The sequence below is a fragment of the Psychromonas sp. KJ10-2 genome, from assembly GCF_047323255.1.
Lineage (GTDB): Bacteria > Pseudomonadota > Gammaproteobacteria > Enterobacterales > Psychromonadaceae > Psychromonas.
The window spans coordinates 2,379,725-2,405,685 of the sequence record NZ_CP178827.1; the positions used below are offsets into that span (position 1 = coordinate 2,379,725).

General features: G+C 39.6%; 20 protein-coding genes and 3 pseudogenes. 8 read left to right on the forward strand and 15 right to left on the reverse strand.

Annotation, left to right across the window (positions count from 1 at the left end; all coding sequences use genetic code 11):
- Positions 1–20: 20 nt before the first annotated feature.
- Entirely contained in the window at positions 21–887 is an 867-nt protein-coding gene (gene purU, locus ACLKL2_RS11425) for a formyltetrahydrofolate deformylase (protein WP_413691758.1), read from the forward strand.
- A 92-nt stretch (positions 888–979) separates the two neighbouring features.
- On the opposite strand, the gene ACLKL2_RS11430 is transcribed toward purU, so the two are convergent.
- The 4 genes from ACLKL2_RS11430 to ACLKL2_RS11445 form a co-directional block, all read right to left on the reverse strand.
- Positions 980–1,723, reverse strand: a complete 744-nt coding sequence (locus tag ACLKL2_RS11430) for an acetoacetate decarboxylase (RefSeq protein ID WP_413691759.1) — start codon at positions 1,721–1,723, stop codon at positions 980–982.
- Positions 1,724–1,891: 168 nt separating this feature from the next.
- Positions 1,892–4,003, reverse strand: coding sequence for a DUF3394 domain-containing protein (locus tag ACLKL2_RS11435; RefSeq protein ID WP_413691760.1), 2,112 nt, complete (start codon positions 4,001–4,003; stop codon positions 1,892–1,894).
- A 28-nt stretch (positions 4,004–4,031) separates the two neighbouring features.
- Positions 4,032–4,730 (reverse strand): hypothetical protein, encoded by a 699-nt coding sequence (locus ACLKL2_RS11440; protein ID WP_413691761.1) that lies wholly within the window; start codon positions 4,728–4,730, stop codon positions 4,032–4,034.
- A 239-nt stretch (positions 4,731–4,969) separates the two neighbouring features.
- Positions 4,970–5,935 (reverse strand): TAXI family TRAP transporter solute-binding subunit, encoded by a 966-nt coding sequence (locus ACLKL2_RS11445; protein WP_413691763.1) that lies wholly within the window; start codon positions 5,933–5,935, stop codon positions 4,970–4,972.
- 391 nt (positions 5,936–6,326) lie between these two features.
- Between ACLKL2_RS11445 and ACLKL2_RS11450 the strand changes: the two genes are divergently transcribed.
- The gene (locus ACLKL2_RS11450) at positions 6,327–7,232 is read left to right on the forward strand and encodes a LysR substrate-binding domain-containing protein (protein WP_413691764.1); all 906 of its coding nucleotides are present in this window, start codon (positions 6,327–6,329) and stop codon (positions 7,230–7,232) included.
- Positions 7,233–7,237: 5 nt separating this feature from the next.
- On the opposite strand, the gene ACLKL2_RS11455 is transcribed toward ACLKL2_RS11450, so the two are convergent.
- On the reverse strand, positions 7,238–8,077 hold the full coding sequence (locus ACLKL2_RS11455; protein ID WP_413691766.1) for a 3-keto-5-aminohexanoate cleavage protein: 840 nt from the start codon (positions 8,075–8,077) through the stop codon (positions 7,238–7,240).
- A pseudogene (locus ACLKL2_RS11460) lies at positions 8,074–9,404 on the reverse strand (aspartate aminotransferase family protein). Before ACLKL2_RS11460 ends, ACLKL2_RS11455 begins: the two are co-directional and overlap by 4 nt.
- Before the next feature lie 516 nt (positions 9,405–9,920).
- Between ACLKL2_RS11460 and ACLKL2_RS11465 the strand changes: the two are divergent.
- The 3 genes from ACLKL2_RS11465 (at position 9,921) to ACLKL2_RS11475 (ending at position 11,988) form a co-directional block, all read left to right on the forward strand.
- A complete protein-coding gene (locus ACLKL2_RS11465; protein ID WP_413691767.1) occupies positions 9,921–10,211 on the forward strand; it encodes a hypothetical protein in 291 nt (96 codons plus the stop codon).
- 17 nt (positions 10,212–10,228) lie between these two features.
- The gene (locus ACLKL2_RS11470) at positions 10,229–10,912 is read left to right on the forward strand and encodes a hypothetical protein (protein WP_413691769.1); all 684 of its coding nucleotides are present in this window, start codon (positions 10,229–10,231) and stop codon (positions 10,910–10,912) included.
- Positions 10,913–11,004: 92 nt separating this feature from the next.
- Entirely contained in the window at positions 11,005–11,988 is a 984-nt protein-coding gene (locus ACLKL2_RS11475) for a 5'-nucleotidase C-terminal domain-containing protein (protein WP_413691771.1), read from the forward strand.
- A gap of 63 nt (positions 11,989–12,051) precedes the next feature.
- Here ACLKL2_RS11475 and ACLKL2_RS11480 read toward each other — a convergent pair whose 3' ends face one another.
- The 7 genes and pseudogenes from ACLKL2_RS11480 to ACLKL2_RS11510 form a co-directional block, all read right to left on the reverse strand.
- On the reverse strand, positions 12,052–13,383 hold the full coding sequence (locus tag ACLKL2_RS11480) for a D-serine ammonia-lyase (RefSeq protein WP_413691773.1): 1,332 nt from the start codon (positions 13,381–13,383) through the stop codon (positions 12,052–12,054).
- A gap of 162 nt (positions 13,384–13,545) precedes the next feature.
- Positions 13,546–14,079 carry a DUF6436 domain-containing protein gene (locus tag ACLKL2_RS11485; protein WP_413691774.1) on the reverse strand — a complete coding sequence of 178 codons (534 nt, stop codon included), beginning with the start codon at positions 14,077–14,079 and terminating at the stop codon, positions 13,546–13,548.
- The gene (locus ACLKL2_RS11490; RefSeq protein ID WP_413691775.1) at positions 14,063–14,710 is read right to left on the reverse strand and encodes a methyl-accepting chemotaxis protein; all 648 of its coding nucleotides are present in this window, start codon (positions 14,708–14,710) and stop codon (positions 14,063–14,065) included. Before ACLKL2_RS11490 ends, ACLKL2_RS11485 begins: the two co-directional genes overlap by 17 nt.
- Entirely contained in the window at positions 14,664–15,539 is an 876-nt protein-coding gene (locus ACLKL2_RS11495; RefSeq protein WP_413691776.1) for a hypothetical protein, read from the reverse strand. Before ACLKL2_RS11495 ends, ACLKL2_RS11490 begins: the two co-directional genes overlap by 47 nt.
- Before the next feature lie 414 nt (positions 15,540–15,953).
- On the reverse strand, positions 15,954–17,345 hold the full coding sequence (gene eat / locus ACLKL2_RS11500) for an ethanolamine permease (protein WP_413691777.1): 1,392 nt from the start codon (positions 17,343–17,345) through the stop codon (positions 15,954–15,956).
- Between the two features lie 77 nt (positions 17,346–17,422).
- A pseudogene (gene eutC, locus ACLKL2_RS11505) lies at positions 17,423–18,291 on the reverse strand (ethanolamine ammonia-lyase subunit EutC).
- The gene (locus ACLKL2_RS11510) at positions 18,288–19,688 is read right to left on the reverse strand and encodes an ethanolamine ammonia-lyase subunit EutB (RefSeq protein ID WP_413691778.1); all 1,401 of its coding nucleotides are present in this window, start codon (positions 19,686–19,688) and stop codon (positions 18,288–18,290) included. The pseudogene eutC and the gene ACLKL2_RS11510 overlap by 4 nt, the downstream one beginning before the upstream one ends.
- Positions 19,689–19,859: 171 nt before the next feature.
- Here ACLKL2_RS11510 and ACLKL2_RS11515 point away from each other — a divergent pair, with 171 nt between their 5' ends.
- The 3 genes from ACLKL2_RS11515 to ACLKL2_RS11525 all read left to right on the forward strand — a co-directional run bounded on the left by ACLKL2_RS11515 (position 19,860) and on the right by ACLKL2_RS11525 (position 21,458).
- Positions 19,860–20,906: a helix-turn-helix domain-containing protein gene (locus ACLKL2_RS11515; RefSeq protein WP_413691779.1), complete on the forward strand. Its 1,047-nt coding sequence runs from the start codon at positions 19,860–19,862 to the stop codon at positions 20,904–20,906.
- A 121-nt stretch (positions 20,907–21,027) separates the two neighbouring features.
- The gene (locus ACLKL2_RS11520; RefSeq protein WP_413691780.1) at positions 21,028–21,216 is read left to right on the forward strand and encodes a hypothetical protein; all 189 of its coding nucleotides are present in this window, start codon (positions 21,028–21,030) and stop codon (positions 21,214–21,216) included.
- A 41-nt stretch (positions 21,217–21,257) separates the two neighbouring features.
- A complete protein-coding gene (locus tag ACLKL2_RS11525; protein WP_413691781.1) occupies positions 21,258–21,458 on the forward strand; it encodes a hypothetical protein in 201 nt (66 codons plus the stop codon).
- Positions 21,459–21,589: 131 nt separating this feature from the next.
- On the opposite strand, the pseudogene polA reads toward ACLKL2_RS11525, so the two are convergent.
- Together polA and ACLKL2_RS11535 are read right to left on the reverse strand one after the other, a co-directional pair.
- A pseudogene (polA, locus tag ACLKL2_RS11530) lies at positions 21,590–24,388 on the reverse strand (DNA polymerase I).
- 365 nt (positions 24,389–24,753) lie between these two features.
- A complete protein-coding gene (locus tag ACLKL2_RS11535; RefSeq protein ID WP_113818771.1) occupies positions 24,754–25,863 on the reverse strand; it encodes a 1-acyl-sn-glycerol-3-phosphate acyltransferase in 1,110 nt (369 codons plus the stop codon).
- Positions 25,864–25,961: the final 98 nt, after the last annotated feature.

The window sequence follows — 25,961 nt, forward strand, 5'->3', positions numbered from 1 at the left end:
AAATATATAAGGCATTAACAATGGCAACTGAAAAACCTAAAGAATTTATTTTTACCGCAACATGCTCAGCAAGCAGTAACATAGTCGCTTCTGTTACTTCATTTTTATCAGGGCGAGGCTGTTATTTAAGTGAACTATCTCAATTTGATGACCCTACTACCAAACGCTTCTTCATGCGTGCCGTCGGTTATATTGAATCGGGGGACCACACCTTTGAAGATCTCAGCAAAGAGTTTCCAGAAGTTGCCGAAAAATTCGATATGGATTGGAAATTAGAGCCCGCTGATAAACCGTGTAAAGTACTATTAATGGTGAGTAAATTCGATCACTGTTTAGCCGATCTTTTATATCGCTTACACAAAGGTGAAATCAATATGGAAGTAACTGCGATCGTCTCTAACCATAAAGATTTACGCGCGATGGCAGAGCGTGAAGGGATCCGTTTTATCTACTTACCTGTTACCAAAGAAAACAAACCAGAACAAGAAAAAGCGTTAATGGAAATTGTTGAAGAAACGGGCACAGAATTAGTCGTATTAGCACGTTATATGCAAATTTTATCTAATGAACTATGTGACAAATTAGCGGGTCGAGCGATTAATATTCATCACTCTTTCTTACCTGGTTTTAAAGGTGGAAAACCTTATCACCAAGCTCATGAACGTGGTGTGAAACTGATTGGAGCAACAGCTCACTATGTAACTTCAGACCTTGATGAAGGTCCTATCATTGAACAATCGGTGCAGAATGTTGATCACACCTTCTCACCAGAATCACTGGTTGCGGTTGGTCGTACAACAGAAACCGTGGCATTAGCAAAAGCGGTAAAACTACACACGCAAAGCCGTGCTTTTGTATACGGTAATAAAACGGTTATTTTCCGTTAAATCTACATAACGGTTGGTGTTATTAATGGTGGTTTAGACCTTAATAACACCAATTTATCGCTTCAAATAAACTAGGGTTAACTCAGCAGCAGTTAATAATCGTTTTGATAATCAACCACGACTTCACCCCAGCTTAATGTTAGATCAGCAATGATATGCTGTGCGCTGAGCACCTTCTTTACGGGTAACTCTGCCATTGGTGCTAAGGCATGGTTAAACAACTCCAAGGCACTCGGTCCAGACCAAGCCTCCTTCACCACCACATCTTGCATATGATACTTAACTAGTTGTGTAATTAATGGTGTGTTATCCGCATTAGGAATGATTTTTAATAGGTAACCTGGCTCACTTTCCATGCTCTGTTTTACTTGTTTAAGGTCCATAGCATGCCATTTGTAGGGCATAGTTGCTCTAGCAATTTCACATTGACCAAAAAAGACTCGACCTAAAACACAGTCTGAATCGTACAATAATTCTGGTTGTGCATATTTTTTAGGGAAGCCCCAAATTTCACGACCCGCAGCGATAGCCGGAAAGTTATTTAAATACATTTGATGGACATACTTCCCTGCTTGACCATCTAAAGTCACAGGAATTACTTGCCCAGACTCAGTGAATGAACCAAATCCTCTAAAGTCCTCCATCTTAATCACTTCAAACTTAACAATCGGCTGGTCAAATTGTAATGGTTCAGGAACAACAGCTTGCAATGCTTCACTGTCTGTCTCATAAGTCACAATAAAGAATTCTCTATTAATACATCGGACTTTATCTGGTCCTACAGTTGGAGCTGTAGCTGGCATTGAGGTAAGTTTTTTGATCTGTTCAATATTCATTGTTTATGGGTCTGTCTTAGTATCGAAAATAAAGATCTATTGTTATGTGTTTGATCGAAGCTGACAAAGGAATAAAAAGACAGGGGTATAACTTTATGGAATGCAAAAAAATACCGCGCTTACAAGGCAAGCGCGGTATTAAATCAATAACAGTTTTAACCTTAAAGGTTAAGCATTCACTGTTTGTGTGTTCTCTGAACGGGCTTCAGCTGCATCATTAAGGTCACGACGTTTACGTTGTAATCTAATGATAATAAACAGCAATAATAGCGCTGGTATATAGAACCATTGTTTAGCAGGACGTACTACTGGCACACCGACATCAATAATGATTTGGTCAAAGTCGAAACCTACTTTTTCAGCAGTACTATCAAAACCAATACCATCTACCATGATTGAACCATCTTCCTGTGGAAGTAGTTCTAAACCATAATTTTCAAGGCGCTCCTGACCTGTTTCACCTTCACCAACCACCATTAACATGGTGAGTGTCACTGGGTCACCTACATCATTTTGGCCATTAACTAATACACGTAGCTCAGTACCTGGATCAACCTCCTCCATGACATTTACTAACTCAGTACCAGCGCGCTCATCGTAAGGTGGGATAACATAATCCATCCAGAAACCTGGGCGGAACAATGTAAATGCAATCACTAATAATGCCAATGACTCCCAACGCTTAGATTTAGCAATGAAGTAACCTTGTGTGCCCGCGGTAAATATCAACATTGCCATGGTGGCGGTAATAAATATCGCTATCCCTTCTAAGAAGGTCACATCCATTAACAGTAAGTCAGTATTAAAGATGAATAGGAATGGCAATAAAGCAGTACGCAATGAATAGAAGAAGGCCACAAAACCAGTCTTAATTGGGTCGCCTCCCGATACTGCAGCGGCGGCAAAGGATGCTAAACCTACTGGAGGCGTTACATCCGCCATGATCCCGAAGTAGAACACAAACATGTGTACTGCAATCAGTGGTACGATTAATCCATTTTGTTGACCTAAGCTAACAATTACAGGCGCTAGTAAAGACGATACAACAATGTAGTTTGCAGTAGTTGGCAAGCCCATACCTAGAATAAGACTAAGGATACCTGTCCAAACCAAGATCAACATGATCTGTCCCATGGACAAGAACTCAACCAAGGCAGCCAGTTTTAAACCAATACCCGTTTGCGATACGGCACCAACGATAATACCTGCTGCCGCTGTTGCGATAGCAATACCGATCATGTTTCTTGCACCGGTGATCATGCCATCAACCAACTCATTAAAGCCTTGTTTGACCATGCCTGATGTTGATTTTTTACGGAAGAAAGCAAATAGATGACGTTGCGTTAACAGGATCACAATCATCAAGGTTGTTGCATAGAATGCAGACAAACCCGGTGATTTACGTTCGATCATCAAGCACCAAATTAACACCACTACAGGTAGTAAGAAGTGTAATCCTGACTTCACCGTTGGACCTGTTTCAGGCAAGCTAAGTACAGGAGAATTTGGATCGTCCATCACTAAATCAGGGTAAGCAGAGCTTATTTTCACTAATACCACATAAGTGACCGCAACCAATGCAGCAACTACCCAGAATAGTAAGTCTGGTGCAACAAAAGACTTCAACAAGCTAACCACGAAGAATAAACCAAAGGCAGCAATCACTAAATTACCTAATACAATCGCACCGGTAGAAATCGTTTTTGCCAACTTATCTTCGCTAGATTTAGCTTTAATCTTTTTAAAGACAAAGTATTGAATCGCAATCACCGCCAGTACTAAACCTAAACGAGCTTCTGTAGTTGCCAATGCAGCGTAAAGCTCAGATAAGTAAAATGCTCCGCCTGCTAACGCGATAATTGGTAACAGTGTCATTGCCCAAGAGATTAATACATCTTTAGCCGTTTTCACTTCGCCTTCACGGGTTAACCCTTTCATATTTAATTTCATCGCTTCTAAATGCACAATATAAACCAATGCAATGTAAGAGATGATAGCTGGTAAAAAGGCATGTTTAACCACGTCAAAGTAAGGAATATTCACATATTCAACCATTAAGAACGCCGCGGCGCCCATTACTGGTGGCATGATTTGACCATTAACCGAAGAAGCCACTTCTACAGCACCCGCTTTTTCAGAAGAGAAACCAACACGTTTCATCATCGGAATGGTAAAGGTACCTGTGGTCACTACGTTAGCAATCGATGAGCCTGAAATAAGGCCCGTCATGCCCGACGCTACCACCGCTGCTTTAGCTGGACCACCACGTAAGTGCCCCATTAATGAGAAAGCAACTTTGATAAAGTAGTTACCTGCACCCGCTACGGTCTAGCAATGCGCCAAACAGGACAAATAGGAATACAAGGTCAGTTGACACACCTAAAGCAATACCAAATACACCTTCAGAAAATAACCATTGGTGATCCATAACGCCACCAAATGTCGATCCTTTCCAAGCGATTAACTCAGGCGCATAAGGCCCTAAGAAGGTATAACCTAAGAAGATCATAGCGACGACCATTAATGGTGGGCCTAAGGCACGTCTAGTCGCTTCTAGTAAGGTTAGCATACCGACAATAGCAACACCGATATCCACTGGATTAGGTGCACTTGGACGGTCACTTAGGCGAATACCAAAGATGCTATCCACTAACATAGAGTCAGCAATAAATGGATACAAAGCACAGAGGCTGGCAATGATCGCTAACCCCCAATCAGCCATTGGCACTTTACTACGTGAAGATGCTTTAAAAGCGGGATATGCAAGGAAGGCTAAAAATATAGCAAAGCCTAAATGAATTGATCTTGCTTCTCCACTTGAGAATACACCCCACCCGAATAAAAAAGGTAAGGGAGAGGCGATCCAAACTTGGAATATAGACCAAGTTAACGCCACACCCGCCATCAACTTAACTATCTTTTGATTGGTTGGGTTTCTTCCTCCTGTATCGGTGGAAGCGACGAGATTTTGTAATTCCTCATCATTCATTAGTGTTTTTTCAGTCATCAGAAAATTCCTATTGGTACGCATGACAATGCGATCTGGTGTAACGAGAGATCTTTCTAAAAATGCGTAATTGATGCTTTAGATTATCTATATTGATATCCATCGTAATTGGCATTGGGTTGCCCTTTACAACTGAGATATACCAAAAACACTTAAATAAGTAGTTTTGGTATATCTGCTTTTTTAAAACAAAAAAGCGGAAGTATAACTACTCCCGCTCTATTTAACTAAGGGTTAGATTACATCCAACCTTTTTCTTTGTAGTAACGAATCGCGCCTTCATGAAGTGGAGCAGATAGATTTTTAGTGATCATATCGCTTTCTTTCAGGTTAGCAAATGCAGGGTGCATCTTCTTGAAACGTTTGAAGTTTTCAAATACAGCTTTTACCATTTGGTAAACTGTTTCTGAATCTGTTTTAGTTGAGCTAACAAACGTAGCCGCTACACCAAATGTTGCAGTATCAGTGTCAGTACCTTTGTACATGCCAGCTGGGATACTTGTCATTGCGTAGTATGGGTTATCAGATGCTAATTTTTGAGCAACGTCGTTATCAACAGGTACTAGTACTGCATCACAAGACGTTGTTGCTTCTTTGATTGAACCATTTGGATGGCCAGCAACGAATACGATTGCATCTACTTTACCATCACATAGTGCAGCAGCTTGCTCTGAAGATTTAAGTTCAGACGCAACAGCGAAATCACTCATTTCCCAACCCATTTTGTCCATTAGTACTTCCATCGTACCGCGTTGGCCAGAACCAGGGTTACCTACGTTTACTTTTTTACCTTTTAAATCATCAAAGCTTTTAATACCTGCATCGGCACGTGCAACCACTGTGAACGGTTCTGCATATACAGAGAATACAGAGCGTAATTCTTTAAATGCACCTGCAGGGAATTGCTCTGGAGCAGTACCGTTGTATGCATGGAACTGCCAATCTGATTGAGCAACACCCATATCAAGGTCGCCAGATTTTAGACCGTTAATGTTAGTTACTGAACCACCTGTTTTATGAGTACAGTTAATTTCGTGCTCAGCTGTACCACGGTTTACTAGACGACAAATAGCACCACCTACTTGATAATAAACACCCGTTTGACCACCAGTACCAATTACTACGTGTTTAGTTTCTGCGATTGCATAACTTGCCATGAATGTTGCGCCTACAGCCGCTGCCATTGCTAATTTTTTTAAAAACATATTTAACTTCCTTTTAGATTTATTTCGGTGGTACTTTCCTATATAGACAAGCAAGAATCAAGCCTATAGAGGAAAATATGTGGACTCTCAAGTCCTTACAGAAAGGGCTGTATTAAACTCAAACACATTGCTTATTAAACAATCACTTACACGTTCTTTTTTGGTGCGTTATTTTTATTTTCGCACCATTTAAGGGCAGATTACCTGCCGTTTTTATTTCGGTTTTGCGATGCACCAATCAAGTTTATGGATACTTACTTTATAATGGTGATGATTTATGGCCTTTATAGCTTGAAATTCATACAGATCATGTTGGCACAAATCATAAACGACTTGCTTAAATGGCGCTGAAAAGCTTAACTATAACCCCAGCTAATTTAGGAGAAACTCCGTGCTTAATGAAACCACTTTACCCTCAATAAAAGCATTACGTACTTTTGTGGCGGTGGCCGATAACATGAGTTTTTCAAAAGCAGCACAAGCGCTTTTTGTTAGCCAAGGCGCAGTGAGTAAAAATATCGCCTCCTTAGAAAAACAACTTGGGCAACCTCTATTCAATCGACGTTTAAACGGTATTGAGTTAACCAGTGCAGGCGAGCAATATCTGCCTAAAATCATCGAAGCACTGGAAATTATTCAATATACGACTGAAAGCTTAGTGTTGATCGATCAAGTGGAAGAAGTTTTATCATTAAATGTGACGCCTTCTTTTGCTAGCTTATGGTTAATTCCACATATCCAACAATTTTATGATCTCAATAAAAATATTCGCGTCAGAATAAAAACCGGTGATGGTATTATCAAAAAGACCAATGGAGAAAGTGATATCGCCATTCGTTGTTTATCTCTCTCAACACATTATGAAAATGCCACGCTATTAAGAAAAGAAAAGTTAGTGTTAGTTGTCTCTCCTCAATTACTGGCTAATAAACCTATTAACACCATACAAGATGTACAGCACTTTGATGGTATTTTTCATATAACGCGTCCGCGATTATGGGAGCAATTTAAAAAGCAAAACCAGTTAACCTTTAGCAGTAATTATAGTTGCACTGGTTTTGAACATTTCTACATGTCCTTAGAAGCGGCAAAAGGCGGATTAGGGTTAGCACTTTTGCCAGACTTTATGGTGCATAAATCTTTAGCCAGTGGCGAACTGGTTAATCCCCTTGATATTAGTATGAACACCGATTATGGCTATTATGCATTTATACCAAGCTACCGACTTTCATCTCGAAAGATTTATGAATTTAAGCAATGGATCACGGCAAACCTAGCTGAAAACAGCGATTTATAATTTTATTATTGAGCACACAAAGCACGACGAAAGCTATTAGCATCATGTAAGTCGATATTTAATAAACGACTCACCGCTTTAATATCGATAATTTGTTGTGCATTACTGTCGGCCACCCCTCCTTGACTATTAAAATGATTGTTTTCAAAACCAACACGCACATCGCCTCCCATCAACATAGCACTGATCAAACACTGATGCTCTTCAGGACCAAAGGCACAGGTTGCCCAACGCGTTTTTGCTGTTAATAACTGTTGACTTAAAAAAGGCGCAAGGTCAGTGGCTGAAGAACGTAATTGTTGATGGTAACGTCCTAACACTAATAAAATATGGTGGTTTTTACTCGGTAAAATACCTTGTTTAATCAGCGAAAAGTAACGTTGTACATCTTCCACTGAATAGAGAATGTATTGAGCAATAATACCTCGCTCTTCTACCCAATGAAAAAATTGTTCTGCCACTGCTAAATATGAGTCATCAGGAATTAACTCTTTCAAAGCAAAAGAAGCCGCTTCAGGTAGGGTTTCTTTGATCAGCTGCATCTGCTCTGGAGGTTGATATTGTCCAATGGCTTCCGTAGTCAATTGCACTATAATTGAATCGCCAACTGCCTGCTTAACGGCTGTTAAAGTTTTGATATTATCGTCAATCGCTAAGGAGTGTAGGCCTTTTTTATCACGTGCATGGAGATGCACCATTGCTGCACCAGCATCACGGCAAGCAACAACATCATCAACAATTTGTTCAATAGTCACAGGTAAAGCGGGATGATCTTGTCGGGTTTTACGCGCACCATTGGGCGCAACAATAATCGCAGATTTATGTGTTTGTTCAGAGATCATCATACCCAACCTTGTGCTGCTTCGATCAAAGCTGCTTTTAGTTTGCTCACCAACTCATCTAGTTGTTTATCATTAATTATAAATGGCGGAGCTAATAGAATATGATGCCCAGCACGACCATTAATAGTACCCGCCATCGGGTAACACATTAACCCATGCTTCATGGCTAGCTGTTTAATCACTTTGTTTGCTTCGGTTGAAGTCGGTAATGGTGTTTTGCTTTGTTTATCAGCCACCAGCTCAACACCAATAAATAAACCACGCCCTCTAACATCTCCAACATAAGGTAACGGAGATAATACTTCTCTTAACTTAGCGCGTAATTTTATACCTTGCTCGAGTACTTTATCTAACAAGTTCTCCGAGACAATAGTTTGTACCGTCGCTAATGCTGCGGCACAAGCAACGGGATGCGCCATAAACGTATGTCCATGCTGGAAAAATCCACTGCCATTGGCAATAGCATCGTAAATTTTGTCACTGATCACGACACCACCAATCGGTTGATACCCTGCACCTAAACCTTTTGCGATAGTCACTAAATCAGGAACGATTTGATCTTGTTCAAAGGCATAAAAAGTACCTGTTCGCCCAATACCACACATCACTTCATCAAGAATAAGCAACACATCATATTTATCACAGATCTCACGAATATGCTTAAAGTAACCTTGAGTTGCAGGTAAAGCACCTGCCGTTGCGCCTACTACAGGCTCAGCAACAAAGGCCATTACATTCTCAGCGCCTACAGCTAATATTTCAGTTTCTAATTCATTGGCAACACGCAATGAATAATCTAATTCTGATTCATTGTCTTGTTGATCACGATACGCATAACAAGGGGAGATATGTTTTACTTCAGAAAGTAATGGCATGAATTTTTCTCTTCGCCACTCGTTTCCACCACGGCTAACGCGCCTAAGGTATTACCATGATAACTTTGGCGTCTAGCAATAAATTGGGTTTTACTCGGCTGTCCTATTTCCACAAAATACTGACGAGCCATTTTTAATGCTGACTCCACAGCTTCCGAGCCACCACTAACAAAGTAAACATGGTTTAACGGGTCTGGCGCTAAATCCGTTAGCAGTGTCGCTAAGTCTTCACTTGGCTGGTTCGTAAAGAAACCAGTATGAGCAAAGGGAATCGATTCAATCTGCTCGATCATGGCTTTTTTTACTGCCGCATGGCTATGACCTAGATTGGACACCGCAGCACCTCCACAACCATCTAAATACTGTTTGCCAGTTTGGTCGAATAAATAAATCCCCTCACCACCAGTAACGGTTGGTAGTTGAGCATGGCAGTGGCGATGCAGAATATGCGTCATGTTGGTAACCCTTTGAAAAATACCTATTAAGAAAGTTTGATAATCATGTTTTTTAACGAGGTTTACAAAGGAATTAAAATAGAGGGTATGAAAAAGAGGAATACTGGCTAAGCGAGCTGAGCTGTGAACGGTATGTTAATCGTTAATATGTGTTTTACGTTTTAGACATAAAAATATGATAAAACTGCAATAAAACTACAACAATCCCTTGTAATTATGCTTCTCAATATTTGTTGTCCACTAGGTCATAACGTTAAATAAATTCATTGGATAAAAGGATGAAGGCCATCACTGTTTTAAAAAATACATTATGTGTAACGTTAATATTTGATTAACAATCCAGCCCCTTAAAGGGTCAAAAATTAATCATTTAGAGTTAAAAACATACATTTTTTAAAAAAAGTGATGCATCTTTCACAAAGTGAAGGTAATTTAAACAACAGGTTGACTGGATGGTCAACTAAATGGACTGAATATTAACAATATACTTACATTAAAATTACTAGGGAAAGAGCAATGCAACAGCCATATTTTAAGAAACGTTACCTCTCACAAATTGTCACCTCTGTTTTAATCGCCGCTTCACTTACCGCTTGTAATACCGATAGTGATGACGATGATACTACTGATACCTCAAATTATACGTTACAACTATTACACATGGCCGACATGGATGGCTCAAATGCAACCGCACTAGATAATGCTGGTAACTTTGCAAGTAACGTTGATGCATTACGTGATCAATACCCAGATAACACACTATTCCTAAGCTCTGGTGATAACTACATCCAGGTGTACGTTATGTAGCAGGTAGTGATGAATCAATGAGCAATGTTGATGGTATCAACGTACCGGGCAATGGCCGTGCTGATATTGCAATGGTTAACGCAATGGGCTTACAAGCTTCTGCTGTGGGTAACCATGACCTTGATGGTGGTACTGAAGAATTTGCATCAATTATTGATGTTGATGGCACTTATCCAGGCGCACAATTCCCTTACCTAAGCTCAAACATGATTTTTGCTGATGACGAAAACACGGCAACATTAGTAGTTGAAGATGGTTTAATCGCTAGTGAGATTCCGAACAGCTTAGCGTCATACACGATCATTGAAGTAGATGGTGAGCAAATCGGTATCGTAGGTGCAACAACACCAACCAATGAAATCATTACCGATACAGGGGATATTACGGTACTACCTGCAAGTGACGATACTGCAGACCTTGCAGTACTAATCCAAGAAAAAGTGGATGAACTAACAGCACTAGGTATCAATAAAGTCATTTTACTCGCACACATGCAAAGTATTTCTATCGAAGAAGAATTAGCAACGCTACTTACTGACGTCGATATCATTGTCGCAGGTGGCTCGAATACATTACTTGCAGATAGCACAGACCGTTTATGGGATGGCGATGAAGCAGCTGGAGAGTACCTGAGCTATTTGAAGATGCTGACGGTAATGATGTCGCACTGGTTAATGTTGATGGTGATTACAAATACTTAGGCCGTTTAGTCGTTGAATTTGATGATAACGGTAACATTATCGTTGATTCAATTGATGAGGATGTCAGCGGTTCATACATCAGTGATGAAACAATGGTAACGTCATTATCTGGTGAAGCTAATACCGATGTTGATAACATCGTTGATGCTGTGAACGACGTTATTATCGAGTCTGAAAGTAATATTGTGGGGCATACAGATGTATTCTTAAATGGTATTCGAGCTTCAGTACGCTCTGAAGAAACCAACCTAGGTAATCTAACTGCTGAAGCGAACCTTTGGTACGCAAACCTCATTGACGGTGTTGATACACAAATCTCTATCAAAAATGGTGGTGGTATCCGTGCTGAGATTGGTTACGCTGCTTACCCAGCAGGTTCAACAAGTGCAGAAGATCTAGAGTACTACCCACCAGCAGCTTACCCAAATGCAGGTAAAGAAGAAGGTGATATCTCACAATACGATTTACAAACTGCTTTATCATTCAACAATGAGTTAACAGTATTAGACCTAACGGCTGAACAGCTAAAAGAGATTGCAGAACACGCTGTATCTGATGTCACTGGTGGTCGTTTCCCTCAACTATCTGGTATGTCATTAACTTACGATGAAACACAAACGGCTCGTGAGTTTAGTACAGTTACCGACGAAGAGACTGGCGTAACAACTTTAACGCAAACCGTTGAAGGTGAGCGAGTTCAAGAACTAACGGTTGATACTGACGGTGACGGTACATATGACTACACAGTTGTTTCTGGTGGTGAATTAGCAGATGAAGACAGCATGACCTTCTCTGTTATTACACTCACTTACATTGCAGAAGGTGGTGATGGTTACCCGTTCCCATGTACTGCGGCAGGTGGTGATTGTAGTGAGTTGAACACAGACCTTACTGAAATTATGACAACTGAAGATCCAGGTAACTCAAGCTTTGCAGATACAGGTACAGAGCAAGATGCACTAGCTGAATACTTATTATCAGAATACCCAGATGCTGATAACGCTTACAGCACAGCGGATAGTATTGCTGATGAAACAGTGGTTGATGAACGTATTATTCGTAGTGAATCTCTATAAGTATTAACGATTAAACACACTTTATAAACCGCCTCTATAGGCGGTTTTTTTATACCCTAAATACTAACGAACACTCTTCGCGATATAATCTTGCATCTCTTGTTCAGGCACCATGCTACCGCCAGTAGCCCATATTAAATGCGTGGCATTAACCATTTTATGATGTTCTAAGTTTAGTCTTTGTAAATACTCACTATTCTCAGACACGATCATCGGACCGATTACCCCAGCCACCGCTGAAGGCTCTAGTTGTAAACCTTCTAAGCGAGCCATTTTACCCAGGTAGTTATACATGGTTTGATCGGTAAGTGTGTAATACCCATCTATTAAACCTTGCATTGAGCGACCAACAAATCCCGATGCGCGCCCTACTGCTAAACCATCAGCTGCGGTGACATTATCAATGCCGATATCTTGTACCGATATTTGATCATGTAAACCAGTATGCACACCTAATAACATACAAGGGGAATGAGTTGGCTCAGCAAAGATACAATGTACATGGTCACCAAAGGCTGCTTTTAATCCAAAGGTTACTCCACCGGGCCCACCACCAACGCCACAAGGTAGGTAAACAAATAAAGGATGATCTTGGTCGACCTTGATCTGCAAGTCATTAAACTGTTTAAGCAAACGCTGGCCAGCCACCGAGTAACCTAGGAACAATGTTTGTGAATTTTCATCATCGATAAAGAAACAATTAGCATCATGCTCAGCTTCTTTTCTCCCTTGCTCCACCGCAACACCGTAATCTTGCTCATATTCAACGACATTAACACCATGCGATCGTAGTTTATCTTTTTTCCACTGGCGTGCATCGGCAGACATATGTACCGAGACAGAAAACCCTAACTTAGCGCTGATAATACCAATAGATAAGCCTAAGTTCCCCGTAGAGCCAACAGCAATGCGGTATTGGCTAAAAAACTGCTTAAAGGATTCAGAATACAACTTGCCATAATCATCTTCCTCTTTTAACAAACCAGCTTGTATCGCTAATTTTTCAGCATGAGTTAACACCTCATAGATACCACCACGTGCTTTAATAGAACCGGCAATGGGTAAATGGCTATCCTTTTTCAACATCAAGCGCCCAACTAATGGCTTGCCATAGTCAAGCTGCAATTGCTGCTTCATCTTTTCGATATCGATGATTTCAGATTCAATAATACCGTCGTTTTTAGCCGTATCAGGGAAAGCCTTCCTCAAGTAACTCGAAAATCGAGCTAAGCGGTCACTGGCTTGCTGTATATCCAACTGATTAAGTCCGACCTGCTTTATACCTTGTTCAACAGGTGTAATTTCAGGGTTAAACCAACTAACAGGCTGTAATGCAATTAACGTTTTGAGCAGTGGGAAATGATCGATTAACTTATCTATATTTAATTTGTTCATGGCTAGCCTTCATCATAACTTGTTTATATGAGCAATTATTGAGGGTGAAAAACGGTTCATGATGTTTTTATTATTAGGTTGTTGGTACAAACATAATGATCAATTAGCAATAAAACTTCAACCTCCTGAAATTTTAGTTTTAATCGTCATATTGAAGGTTATCTAAAGATGGCAATAACAACCACTAGTATCATTCACCATTAAGCTCGCACTATAACCTTTCGCATAATTACCCAATACCGTTTCCACATAGCCATTCGAAGCGCTACAGGCTAAACCAGCAGAATAAGGACCAAAGTAGAGTAGCTTTTGTTTTTGATCGGTGATTAAAATGGCGGGTGTCGAAGGAACTAAGGGGGCTACTTTTTCAGATACAATGACATTAATAACGTTAAAGCCTTCTACACTTGCTCGTTGGTTAATTTCACCTTTATGATTGTCGCTGTATTGAGTACATGAGCAATTTTGACTAGTGAAGTGGACAATAGTATTGCTTAAATCTTGGTCTTTGAGCTGATCTATTTCCCTTATTTTTTGCATCCATGAAACAGGATCGGTACCGCTTAGCGTTTGCTCTGGATCGAAATCAGCTAAACGGCCATTTATAAAATAGATTGCAGCAGCGATAGTGAGCACTAACCATATGCCACAGATAATATAATGTGCAGGCTTAACCTTACTACTTGAAACGGGCAATGTTTGACTCTAATAATAAAACAGATTGAGATATCTTCGCGGCTTCTTGTGCCAATATGTCAACTTTAGCAGTATCACCTTTACTTAGAGAGCTCACTCTTTCTGTACTTTGCGCGATATCGTTCGTTGCAACTGATTGTTCTTCTACCGCTGCAGCCACTGAATCAGCAACTTCGCTAGATAATGAAGCTAAATCTGTTGAGTGAGCAATCTCTCTACTGGCCTGAGCTGCTACATCAATAACTAATTCGACAGCATCAATACATTGCGCCATAGATTGCGTGGATGAATGGGAGTGTGTCACCAACTTGGCAAGCGTTTCATTCACTTTTTCAGTGCTCTCTTTGGTGCGATTTGCTAACGCTCTCACTTCATCCGCTACTACTGCAAACCCTCTACCTTGCTCACCTGCACGAGCGGCTTCTATCGCTGCATTTAAAGCGAGTAAATTTGTTTGATCAGCAATGCCGGTAATTTCAGACAACACCCCAGCAATAATATCACTTGAGTCAGCTAATGCATTGATTTCAGTGCTCGTTTTATTCAATGACCCAGCGAGCTCAGCATTTTTCACATTGATTTCTTCAATATAAACATTTGCCGTTTGCGCAGCCTCTGCAACCTCTTTCATCTGATTGCTGAGTGTTGATGTATCCTGTGCAATTGAACCAACCGTTACTGCCATCTCTTCTACTGAAGAGGCGATATTTTTCGGTCTCGGCTTGTCTGTTATTAGCAGAAAATGCTAGGTCTGTTTTAGCAGAAGTTAATTTTTCAGAGTTGACGATAAACTCTTGCGCCTGTATTTTTACACTACTAACAACATTATCAAGTACCGATAAAAGATCGTTAAATCCGCCTAAGATAATATTCCCATTGGTATCAGTTCTTACTTTTAAATCAATAGATTGTTCATCTTCCGTTAATATCTCAGTCACTCTTGATAGCTCTTTTCCGACTTGGCTATCATCATATAACACCTTAGCAATACAACCGGCGATAATAGCTTCAATCACCGCATAAGCAGCATGAATAATCACCGTTGAAAAGAACAGCCGATCTTGGTCAAAAACGTATATATTAGCTCCATTAACTTGCATAAAATAAAATGATAAATGATGTACCGCAACTAATAAGGTGCCTGAAATAAAGACCTTCCAATCACTGAAAATAATCAATATTGCCATTAAGATAAAAATCTCAAAATGCACTTCAATCAAGCCGTTCATTTGATGAATATGCAAACATGCAAAAATCATAGCCGCTATAGCAGAGGCGTGTTTCGTTAAAGCGGCGTCAGGAATACTTTTCATAAACCATAATGGTACTAACATCGCAGGTAAACCTATCAAAATAGCTTCTAAGTAAGTTCCATACACAAACGCCATTACAATAGATTCAACGAATAATAATATTAAAATTCTTGAAAAAACCTGGTTGACCCTATTTACTTTATTCATTGTTTTACCTTACTTATATCGTTCTATTTTTATAATGGTGCAAAAGAGCGGAACCATACGGTAAAAAATGAGGCATAGATCATTTACGTGCAAAAAATCACCTTATTTTGATGAAATTAACCGCAAACTAATACCTATTTATAATTACTTTATAATAAGTGAAGGTGGAAATAGTTAGGCTAATACCAATTGTATTAAATAACTGTTCTAAATTTTGCGCCGGAAAAATGGCTTAGTTTGAGGCGTAAGTTGATGTAAATGGTTGTTCCCTATGCGAAACTTACAACGAAAAAATAAGTTGTTTTAACAAGTAAAATAGATCAGTTACTTACTATGATTGGTATAAGTACAGAAAGATCAAAAAAACCCACCAAAAGTGGTGGGTTTTTGAATATTAAAGCAATATGAGAAGCATTAACTAGCGGCTAATTCATTTTCAGCTTGAGATAATAACGCGAACTCTTCTTCAGCAGACTTAGCAACGAGGTTATTACGACCAATAAATGCGTAATACAGCATACCGATTACAAATAAAACTAGCGTGAAGTAGAACGCTCTTACGTCGTAAGCATACACACCGGTTAATGCGACTAGTGATAATACAAACGAGATACCAGACGTGACCACACCACCTGGTGTTTTATATGGACGTGCTAAACCCGGTTGTTTGATGCGTAATAAGATATGACTACCTGACATCATGGCATAAGAAACCGTTGCACCAACCACTGCCATTGACAGCATTAAATCGCCTTCACCTGTTAACGATAATAAAAACCCTAAAATGCCAGGAAATATAAGTGAACGAACAGGTACTTTACGTTTACTGGTTAATGATAGTTTTTGTGGCAAGTAACCTGCACGAGACAGTGCAAACACTAAACGGCTGTAACCGTAGATAATTGAGAAGAATGAAGCAATTAAACCCGCTAAACCTAATACATTAACCATAGTCGCAACATTTGGGTTACCTGTCATATTTAGGGCATCAACTAATGGTACCGCACTACCTGCAGTCACTTGTGCTCCAGCAGCGCCAGCTACTAATACAACGACTAATATTGCAGTACATAATAAGAAGATCATGGCAGCGATAATGCCTTTTGGTACATCTTTCGCTGGATCTTTTGCTTCTTCAGCGGCTAGCGGTACACCTTCAACAGCAAGGAATAACCACATTGCAAAAGGCAATGCAGCCCACACACCGTAATAACCCATTGGTAAGAAGTCAGTCCCACCAATTAATGGTTCAATATCAAATAAGTTATTTGTATCAAACTCAGGTAATAACACCACGCCTGTAGCAATAATCGCTAATACCGCTAATGCACTGATCACCATCATCACTTTTAACGCTTCACCAGCACCAAAGATATGAATACCGATAAAGGCTAGATAAAACAAAGCATAAACAATCGGTCCATCAAAACCTAAAAGCTCGTTCACTGATGATCCAATAAAGATAACAATCGCAGCAGGTGCCAATGTATATTCAATCAATACTGCTAACCCGGTGAGATAACCACCAGCCGGTCCCATTGCTTGGCGAGCAAAACTGTAACCGCCACCTGCCGCTGGTATTGCAGCTGACATTTCAGCTAAAGATAATACTAGTGTTAAGTACATCACGCCCATTAATACAGCGGCGATAACAAAACCACCCCACCCAGCTTGGGCGATACCAAAGTTCCACCCTGCAAAATCACCAGAGATAACGTATGAAACCCCCAAACCTGCAAGCAAGATCCATCCAGCTGCTCCTTTTTTTAATTGCCTTTGAGCAAGATATTCTTGATTAGTAGACATAGTAGTACTTCCTTTTTTAGTAGTTAAATTATTATAATTAAATGTTTGTTGTTATGTTTTGTAAGCATAGGTTGGTGCTAACTTTTATCATCGCTTGAAGGTAAATTGGTCAAGCTAAAATGCTGTGTTTGCTCTGTTTCTATTAATGAATCTTCGGATCTGTCTTTTAAGTTCACACCAGTTAAAGACAGTCGACGAGACTCATTAAGTAAATAAATACTCTTATGTACTGCCGCCTGATATTTAAGCCCTTCAGGTCTTATATTTGAAATGCAATTACGCATCGAGTCTTCCATGCCGCGTTGTGCCCCCAAGTTAAATACAATCCCATACTGTCAGGCGAACTCAATCCAGGACGTTCACCAATCAGTAATACCACTTGCTTAGCATTTAACGCCTCGCAGACATCATCACCAACGGCGACTCGCCCTTGTTGCACTACACAGATAGGGGCAATTTTTAATGGTTGAGGAGATTCTTCTTGTAAGCGACGAATAAACAGTTCAACGAAAGCTTTAGCATGATGACTAATGGCATAGGAGGACAAACCATCGGCTAACACAAATACCAGATCATAAGCTTCACCACTAAGTGCTTCTAAACGCTCAATAGAAGGTTTATCTAACTGACGACCTAAATCAGGACGTTGCAGATACTCCATACGATCAGCCGCCTTACTATGTAAACGTTGTATCGGTAAATAAGAAGAAAGTACTGATGAGCACTCAAATTGTTCGGATAATTTATCGACATCCAAAGGAACATGAACAGCATCAATCGCCTGTGCGTGAGAGAGCTGAAAACGTAATAGCTCTGAGGTTGGTAAGCTAGTTCCTGCACGTCCCAGACCTATACGTGCATCAGTGAATTGACGTAACTTAGCCCAAGGGTCTTGGTGGACACTATGTGAATGTTTTGCCTGATCCGTTGAATTAGGTTTGCTCATGACAACTCCTTAATCAGATTCAGAGGTTTAGCAAAGCTATCTGGTAGCGTATTACTTAACTGAGTCGCATTATTTTCAGGGGAGATTTGCATCTTTTTAAGCCACTGGTCAAACTCAGGCGCAGGACGTAACCCTAATGCTTGGCGCGCATATAAGGCATCGTGAAAAGAGGTAGTCTGGTAATTCAACATAATATCATCAGAGCCTGGAATGCCCATGATGAAAGAACATTCAGCAACTCCTAATAGGGTCAGTAAATTATCCATATCGTTCTGATCTGCATAGGCATGATTGGTGTAACAGATATCACACCCCATTGGTAAGCCTAATAATTTCCCACAGAAATGATCTTCTAATCCAGCACGGATAATCTGTTTTCCATCAAACAAGTATTCTGGGCCAATAAAACCAACCACTGTATTAACGAGTAATGGTTTAAATTTACGTGCAACTGCATAAGCGCGTGTTTCACAGGTTTGCTGATCAACACCGTGATGACCATTGGCAGATAACGCACTACCTTGTCCAGTCTCAAAATACATCAGGTTATCACCCACAGTGCCACGCTTGAGTTCAAGGGCTGCTTGATGGGCTTCATCTAACACATTAAGGTTAACGCCAAAGCCTTGGTTAGTTGCTTCAGTGCCACCAATAGATTGAAAAACCAGATCAACAGGTGCACCAAGTTCAATCGCTTCGATGGTATTTGTTACATGCGTTAATACACAAGATTGTGTTGGGATCTCATAATTCTGAATCACATCATCCATCAACTTCATTAATTTCACAGCCTGTGAAACACTATCTGTAGCAGGATTAATCCCTAATACAGCATCACCATTGCCGTACATCAGTCCATCAAAAATCGTCGCCGCGATGCCGCTGACATCATCGGTAGGGTGATTAGGTTGTAAGCGTGTTGATAAGTGACCAGGCAAACCGATGGTATTTCTAAATTGAGTAATGATGTTGCACTTTTTCGCCACTAAAATAAGGTCTTGGTTACGCATGATTTTACTCACTGCAGCCACCATTTCAGGCGTTAAACCAGCACGAATGCGTGCAAAATCTGCCTCTGTAGTACTCTCTTGTAATAACCAATTGCGAAAGTCACCCACAGTAAGGTGCGATATTTCAGAAAAAGCAGTCGCATCATGCTCATCGATAATCAGTCGAGTTATTTCATCTTGCTCATAGGGGATAAGCATTTCTTGAAGAAAGGTTTTTAATGGTAACTCAGCCAATAACATTTGTGCGACGGCACGTTGTTCTGCAGATAATGCTGCTACTCCAGCTAACTGGTCACCGGATCGCATTGGGGAAGCCTTAGCCATTAAGTCTGCTAAACTCTCAAATTGATAAAGGTGACTACCAAGCTGATAGCGATAATTGGACATTTCTAGTACCTCAAAATAAAATTAGGCGCAAACTTTGCACTCAATATAAAGTAGTAGTTGCGAAGAGTGTTCCAACTAAATAACGCAATTGCGCAACAAAAAAACAAATATAAAACAACAAGTTAAATAAAAACCGCATCATATTAATGCAGTTAAAAAGGAGGCGGTAAAATGACATTTCCCAAGCAGCACCAAGTTAATACCACCTCTGCACTAGAGCGGTGCAAATCCTTTACCTTTGATGTTAATCAACAGGCAGAAAGTTTACGACAATGGGAACAGCGCTATAACCAACATAGCAATGGTTTATTTAGCGGATACTTAGATGAATTAACATTAGGGGGCGTACACTTTTTTGAAGAGTTTACTAATCGCACCTTACAACAACAGTGTTGTGTAAAAGACGATAATTTATGGTTAGGTTTTTCCTTACAAACACAACGCCCTAAAATCAATAATAGTGACGTGTTAGCAGGGCAAATAATGACACGCCCTTCAGGAATTGAATTTGAGTTAATCACACCGCCTGACTTCCATATTTATGGGCTAGTGATCAATAAACATAGTTTAGATACTGAAATGATCGGGGCTGATTACGACCTTTGGCAAAATAAAAGTACACACTTACAAGTTTCTAAAGCAACCCCTTATGTGAGTTACGAATTAGCGAAACTGATCAGCTTACTATTAGGCAACAACAACTCGCCCACTGGCAGTATGCATTTACTCGATAATAAAACCCCTGAGCGAGTAAAGCATTTAACACCGCTAATCACTTCAAAGGTGGCTGACTTATTAACCCAAACCGAATACCAACAACATCAGGTGAGTGTTTCTCAACAAACAGCACAACGAGTGATCACTGATATCACTGAATATATTCAAGAAACAGGTAACTACCCTCTTACCATCACTGAGTTATGTCAAATCAGCAATGTCAGTCGTAGAACATTACAATATTGTTTTGAGCAAGGCTTTGGCGTTTCTCCTATTCAGTATATTAGAGATTGTCGTTTGAATGAGATAAGAAGAGTTTTATTAAGTGAAGATAATCAACATAGCATTGCCGACCTTGCGTTGAACTTTGGCTTCTTTCATATCAGTACTTTTAATGCTTATTACAAAGAGTTATTTGGAGAAACACCAACGCAAACAATTCAACGTGCAGGTCACTACCATCACCCGGTGATTAGCCAAGCAACACCGACAGCACTGTAGATAAATCCTAAGCGCTTCATTATTAAAAAAGAAGTAGGTCAATTAACATCCGAATTGAGTACTTCAATCTGCTAACGCTATGTTATTATGATGACTAATTTTACCGATAGAAGTAGTTATTATGTCTCATCCTTTACTCGCTCGTGCGATCGACATTTGTAAGTCAAACAATGTACGCTTTACTCCAGTTCGCCAACAAGTGTTTACATTGATGGCTGAACACCAAGGTGCAATTACTGCCTATGAGTTGTTAGAACAGTTACAAAAAACTGACAGTAAAGCTAAGCCCCCACTATCTATCGTGCTCTAGAATTCTTACTAGAAAACCACTTTATTCATCGCATTGAGTCTTTGAATGCTTATTTGATGTGCTGTCACCTTGGTTGCGAACACCCTATGCAGCTATTGATTTGTGATAAATGTAAGTGTGTGATTGAACTGAGTGATCCTAGCATTGATGACGCTTTTTCAAATAAAGCATCGCAATTTGGGTTTAATATCACTAATAAAGTATTAGAAGCGCACGGTGTGTGCGAGAGTTGTGTTTCATAAGGTAAAAAAACCCTCAATACACGGATACATATTGAGGGAAACAGGGAAGATGTTATGAAATCGCTATCTTCAGTAATTAGTCATGACAATTTATAATTAGTTCACAAATTAAGCAAAACCAATTTGTTAGTTTAATGAGCTTCATCCCAATTATCGCCAACATCTGCATCAGCAATCAATGGTACGTCTAACTTAGCAGCACCAGCCATAATCGCTTGAATCTCTTTTGTGTAAGTTTCAACAAGCTCTTCTTTAATTGCAAACACCAATTCATCGTGCACTTGCATTAAGATTTGTACGCTCCCCTGTGGCTTCTGTTTTACCCACTCTGCCATATCAATCATCGCTTTTTTGATGATATCAGCAGCTGTACCTTGCATTGGTGCATTAATAGCTGCACGTTCCGCTGCTTTCTTTAACATACCGTTTTTAGCGTTAATGTTAGGCAACTGTAGACGACGACCAAAAATCGTTTCTACATAAGCTTTTTCATTCGCTAATAAACGCGTGTCTTCCATGTAAGTTAACACAGCTGGGTAACGGCTAAAGTAACGGTCCATATAGGTTTGTGCTTCTTGGCGACCAATATTTAATTGCTTGGCTAAACCAAAAGCGCTCATGCCGTAAATTAAACCAAAGTTAATTGCTTTAGCGCTACGGCGTTGGTCTACAGTGACATCATCAAGTGAAACTGAGAAAACTTCAGCGGCCGTTGCTTTATGGATATCTTTACCCGTTGAGAATGCCGTTAATAAACCTTCATCTTGCGATAAATGCGCCATAATACGTAATTCAATTTGGCTGTAATCGGCAGCCACAATCTTATAACTTAGGTTGCGCAATAAAAGCTTGGCGAATACGACGACCTTCACTGCTACGAATTGGAATGTTTTGTAAATTTGGATCGCTTGATGATAAACGACCTGTCACTGTCACCGCTTGATGGTATGAAGTATGAAGACGACCTGTTTCTTCATTAACCATTAATGGTAGCTTATCTGTATACGTTGATTTCAGTTTACTTAATCCACGATGCTCTATAATTAACTTAGGCAATGGGTAAGTAAGCGCTAACTCCTGCAATACTTCTTCCGCTGTTGAAGGAGCACCTTTTGGTGTTTTCTTGATCACCGGAATGTTTAATTCTTCAAATAGAATCGTTTGTAACTGTTTTGGCGAGCTTAAGTTAAACGGTTTACCTGCTTCTTCGTAAGCTAGCTCTTCTAACTCTAATAAACGCTTCGCAATTTCAGTACTCTGTACTTTTAATAATTCGCTATCAATTTCAACACCACCTCTTTCAATATCTGAAAGTACGGTTAATAACGGCATCTCAATCTCATTCAATACAGTTAATAACTCAGGCGTATCCTGTAAGCGGCTTTGTAATTCAAGGTGCAAACGTAACGTGATATCAGCATCTTCAGCAGCATAAGGTGCGGCTTCTTTAATTACAATTTGATTAAAGGTCAGCTGTTTTTTACCTTTACCCGCAATATCTTCAAAGCTAATACATTTATGGCCTAGGTATTTTAGCGCTAAGGTATCCATATCATGCTTACCTGTACTATCTAACACATAGGATTCGAGCATAGTATCAAAAGCAATACCGCCTAGCGTAATACCGTGATTCAGTAATACACTGCGGTCATACTTTAAATTTTGACCTACTTTTTTGTACTCTTCTGATGATAAAACTGGCTCTAATAAAGCCAATGTGTCAGTTAAATCTAACTGTGCAGGTGCATCGATATAATCGTGTGTTAATGGCAAGTATGCCGCTTCAATGATTGGGTCAGCTTCCTCGCCAACATTGGTTTGAATCGCAAAAGATAAACCGACAATCTTAGCTTGCATGTAATCTAAGCTAGTTGTTTCAGTGTCAAAAGCAAAGATATCCGCTTGTTTTAATTTCTTAATCCACTGCAGTAATTGACCTTTTGTGTAGATAGTTTTGTAACTATCGCGGTCAACCATGGATTTGGCAGCAACAAAGGCAGGGTTAGCTTGGCTTTCTTGGCCTGAAGAGGCTTTAGCCACTAAGTTATCGCCCGATAATAAGGCGGCTAACCAACGTTTAAATTCAAGCTTACCAAATAACTTAATCAGCTCATCAGTGTCTTGTGGAATTGGTTTAAAATCATCATGACCTACTTCTAATTCCACATCTAATTTAATCGTAGCAAGTTGATAGGATAAACGAGCCATGGCTTCATTTTCTTGCATCTTTTTGGCCATGGTTTTACTACCACGGAAGCCTAATGGCGCTAATTTATCTAGGTTTTCATAGATGGTATCCATGTTACCTAGACCTTGTAACATTGCTAAAGCAGTTTTTTCGCCAACGCCAGGTACACCAGGAATATTATCAACCTTATCACCCATTAACGCTAAGTAATCGATGATCATTTCCGGTGGAATACCAAATTTTTCATTCACACCAGGCACATCAAGTACAGTATCAGTCATGGTATTGATCAGATAAGTATTCTCATCAACTAACTGCGCCATGTCTTTATCGCCAGTACTGATCAGGGTTTTAATCCCTTTTTTACTCGCTTGTAAGGCTAATGTACCAATAACGTCATCGGCTTCTACACCAGGTACCGTTAATATTGGTAACCCCATCGCTTTGATAACTGCATGTAAAGGCTCAATTTGACTTCGTAAATCATCGGGCATGCTTGGTCTGTTTGCTTTGTATTCTGCATACATGTCATCACGGAAGGTTTTTCCTTTTGCATCAAACACTACCACTATGTGTGTTGGGCTAAATTGCTTTAACAAACTTTGCAGCATGTTAACCACACCATACACAGCACCAGTCGCTTCACCAGCAGAGTTAGTTAAGTGTGGAGAGAGAAGAATGCACGATATAAGTACGAAGAGCCGTCAACCAGCACAAAAGGATTTTCAGGAACTACAGCCATAGATAACTACCAATCAAATAAAATGGGTAGATAGTATACCTATCACGCTTCAAAATAGTGACCTCGTTTTTGGATATTCTGCAATTAAACAAGAAAAATAGATTAAAGAGTAAATACAGAAAATAAAGAGCAGTCTACGAGGTGGTTAAAAGGTAAGTGGACATTCACTTTCGCTGTATAAACATCTGTGGATAACTCTGTTAACTATTTTATTTAAAATTTGACCCACAACAAAAAATAAAAAATAACACTTAAATATCAAATAGATAAAACAGTCAGACACGCGAAAAATGCACATTTAACAAAATGTTAAATGTGCATAACAAATGGGATATCTACCTAATTCAGTTTAATTAAAACGCTTTTTAGCTAGTAAAATGACCAACAGGGTTGGCATACATTTTTAATACTGTTTCCTGTAATTCTGGAGGAATTGCTTGAATACGCGCTTTGAATGCGGCGATATCTTTAGCAGAAAGGTTATCAACATCTTGTTGCGCAGCAATTAAGTTAGATGGGTGTAAGTAATAGTTTCGATAGATTTGGGTATCAATCTCTTCAGCCACTTGTTCGGCATTTTCAAAATCACCGCTTAATGGCTGACCAAAGGCTACATGTACGTGGCCTTTTTGACCGATAATACCACTAACGATACTTTCAATATCTTCAAACTGTCCTTTATTGTACTCACCAGATTCAGACAACTCATATAACTCACGTGCTTTTTGCTGGTCACATGGGTCTAACTCATAAGAAACCGCAACAGGTACAATATTTAATGACTTAATATATTCATCAAAAGGAATTTTTTGTTTTTTACCGTTTACGTAAAACATTTTAATGATCGCAGGGTCGGTTTTATCAAAACCATCCTTTGCTCTACCCTCTTTTTGGGCAATCCAGATACTACTATCGAATTTTAACGAAGTACTGATGTAATCAGATAAGGTCGATAATGACTTCATCATTTCACGTACACCCGTCACAGAACGTTTTACGATAAAACTTTTGTTCATGCGCATCAGGTCTGAAACAAAAGGTTTACTTAATAAGTTATCGCCAATTGCAATACGTACCGTGTGGAAGTTTTCAGTGAAAAGCGCCCAGTTAACAAAAGATGGGTCCATTGCGATATCACGATGATTAGAAACAAATAAGTAATTTTGTTCAGGATCTAAATTTTCTAAGCCAGAATAAGTGAATTTAGTGGTGGTAGAATCGATCATATGTTGCATATACACACCCACCACTTTCTGCATTTTATCAATGCTATCGATACTGCCCCATTTATAGAGGAAATAACGACGTAATAGAGGCTTAATCACAAACCCTAAACACTTAGATAACTTAGGAAAACGGAAGCTTAAAATAGCGTCCATAAATTCTTCGCTATTGATGACACGTTTGATAGCTGGTTGTATCTCTTGGTCATTATAGGGACGAATATCACTAAATTTATCAATGTTAGTTGGCATATTATGATTCTCTAGAAAATGGATGGCGCATTTTACATGCTTTTCAGCCTAACAGCGAGGAGATTTAAACGAATATACAGCTATTATTGCTTGTTTTA

Bases quoted from the DNA above. Each gene is read 5' to 3' on its own strand.
- ACLKL2_RS11435 (WP_413691760.1), bottom strand. From the start codon at position 4,003: ATGGGGCACTTACGTGGTGGTCCAGCTAAAGCAGCGGTGGTAGCGTCG.
- ACLKL2_RS11480 (WP_413691773.1), bottom strand. From the start codon at position 13,383: ATGAACAAATTAAATATAGATAAGTTAATCGATCATTTCCCACTGCTC.
- ACLKL2_RS11455 (WP_413691766.1), bottom strand. From the start codon at position 8,077: ATGATGATCTCTGAACAAACACATAAATCTGCGATTATTGTTGCGCCC.
- ACLKL2_RS11490 (WP_413691775.1), bottom strand. From the start codon at position 14,710: ATGAAAGAGGTTGCAGAGGCTGCGCAAACGGCAAATGTTTATATTGAA.
- ACLKL2_RS11495 (WP_413691776.1), bottom strand. From the start codon at position 15,539: ATGAATAAAGTAAATAGGGTCAACCAGGTTTTTTCAAGAATTTTAATA.
- ACLKL2_RS11440 (WP_413691761.1), bottom strand. From the start codon at position 4,730: ATGACTGAAAAAACACTAATGAATGATGAGGAATTACAAAATCTCGTC.
- ACLKL2_RS11475 (WP_413691771.1), top strand. From the start codon at position 11,005: ATGGTAACGTCATTATCTGGTGAAGCTAATACCGATGTTGATAACATC.
- ACLKL2_RS11510 (WP_413691778.1), bottom strand. From the start codon at position 19,688: ATGTCCAATTATCGCTATCAGCTTGGTAGTCACCTTTATCAATTTGAG.
- eat (WP_413691777.1), bottom strand. From the start codon at position 17,345: ATGTCTACTAATCAAGAATATCTTGCTCAAAGGCAATTAAAAAAAGGA.
- ACLKL2_RS11445 (WP_413691763.1), bottom strand. From the start codon at position 5,935: ATGTTTTTAAAAAAATTAGCAATGGCAGCGGCTGTAGGCGCAACATTC.
- ACLKL2_RS11430 (WP_413691759.1), bottom strand. From the start codon at position 1,723: ATGAATATTGAACAGATCAAAAAACTTACCTCAATGCCAGCTACAGCT.
- ACLKL2_RS11515 (WP_413691779.1), top strand. From the start codon at position 19,860: ATGACATTTCCCAAGCAGCACCAAGTTAATACCACCTCTGCACTAGAG.
- ACLKL2_RS11465 (WP_413691767.1), top strand. From the start codon at position 9,921: ATGCAACAGCCATATTTTAAGAAACGTTACCTCTCACAAATTGTCACC.
- ACLKL2_RS11470 (WP_413691769.1), top strand. From the start codon at position 10,229: ATGAGCAATGTTGATGGTATCAACGTACCGGGCAATGGCCGTGCTGAT.
- purU (WP_413691758.1), top strand. From the start codon at position 21: ATGGCAACTGAAAAACCTAAAGAATTTATTTTTACCGCAACATGCTCA.
- ACLKL2_RS11520 (WP_413691780.1), top strand. From the start codon at position 21,028: ATGTCTCATCCTTTACTCGCTCGTGCGATCGACATTTGTAAGTCAAAC.
- ACLKL2_RS11535 (WP_113818771.1), bottom strand. From the start codon at position 25,863: ATGCCAACTAACATTGATAAATTTAGTGATATTCGTCCCTATAATGAC.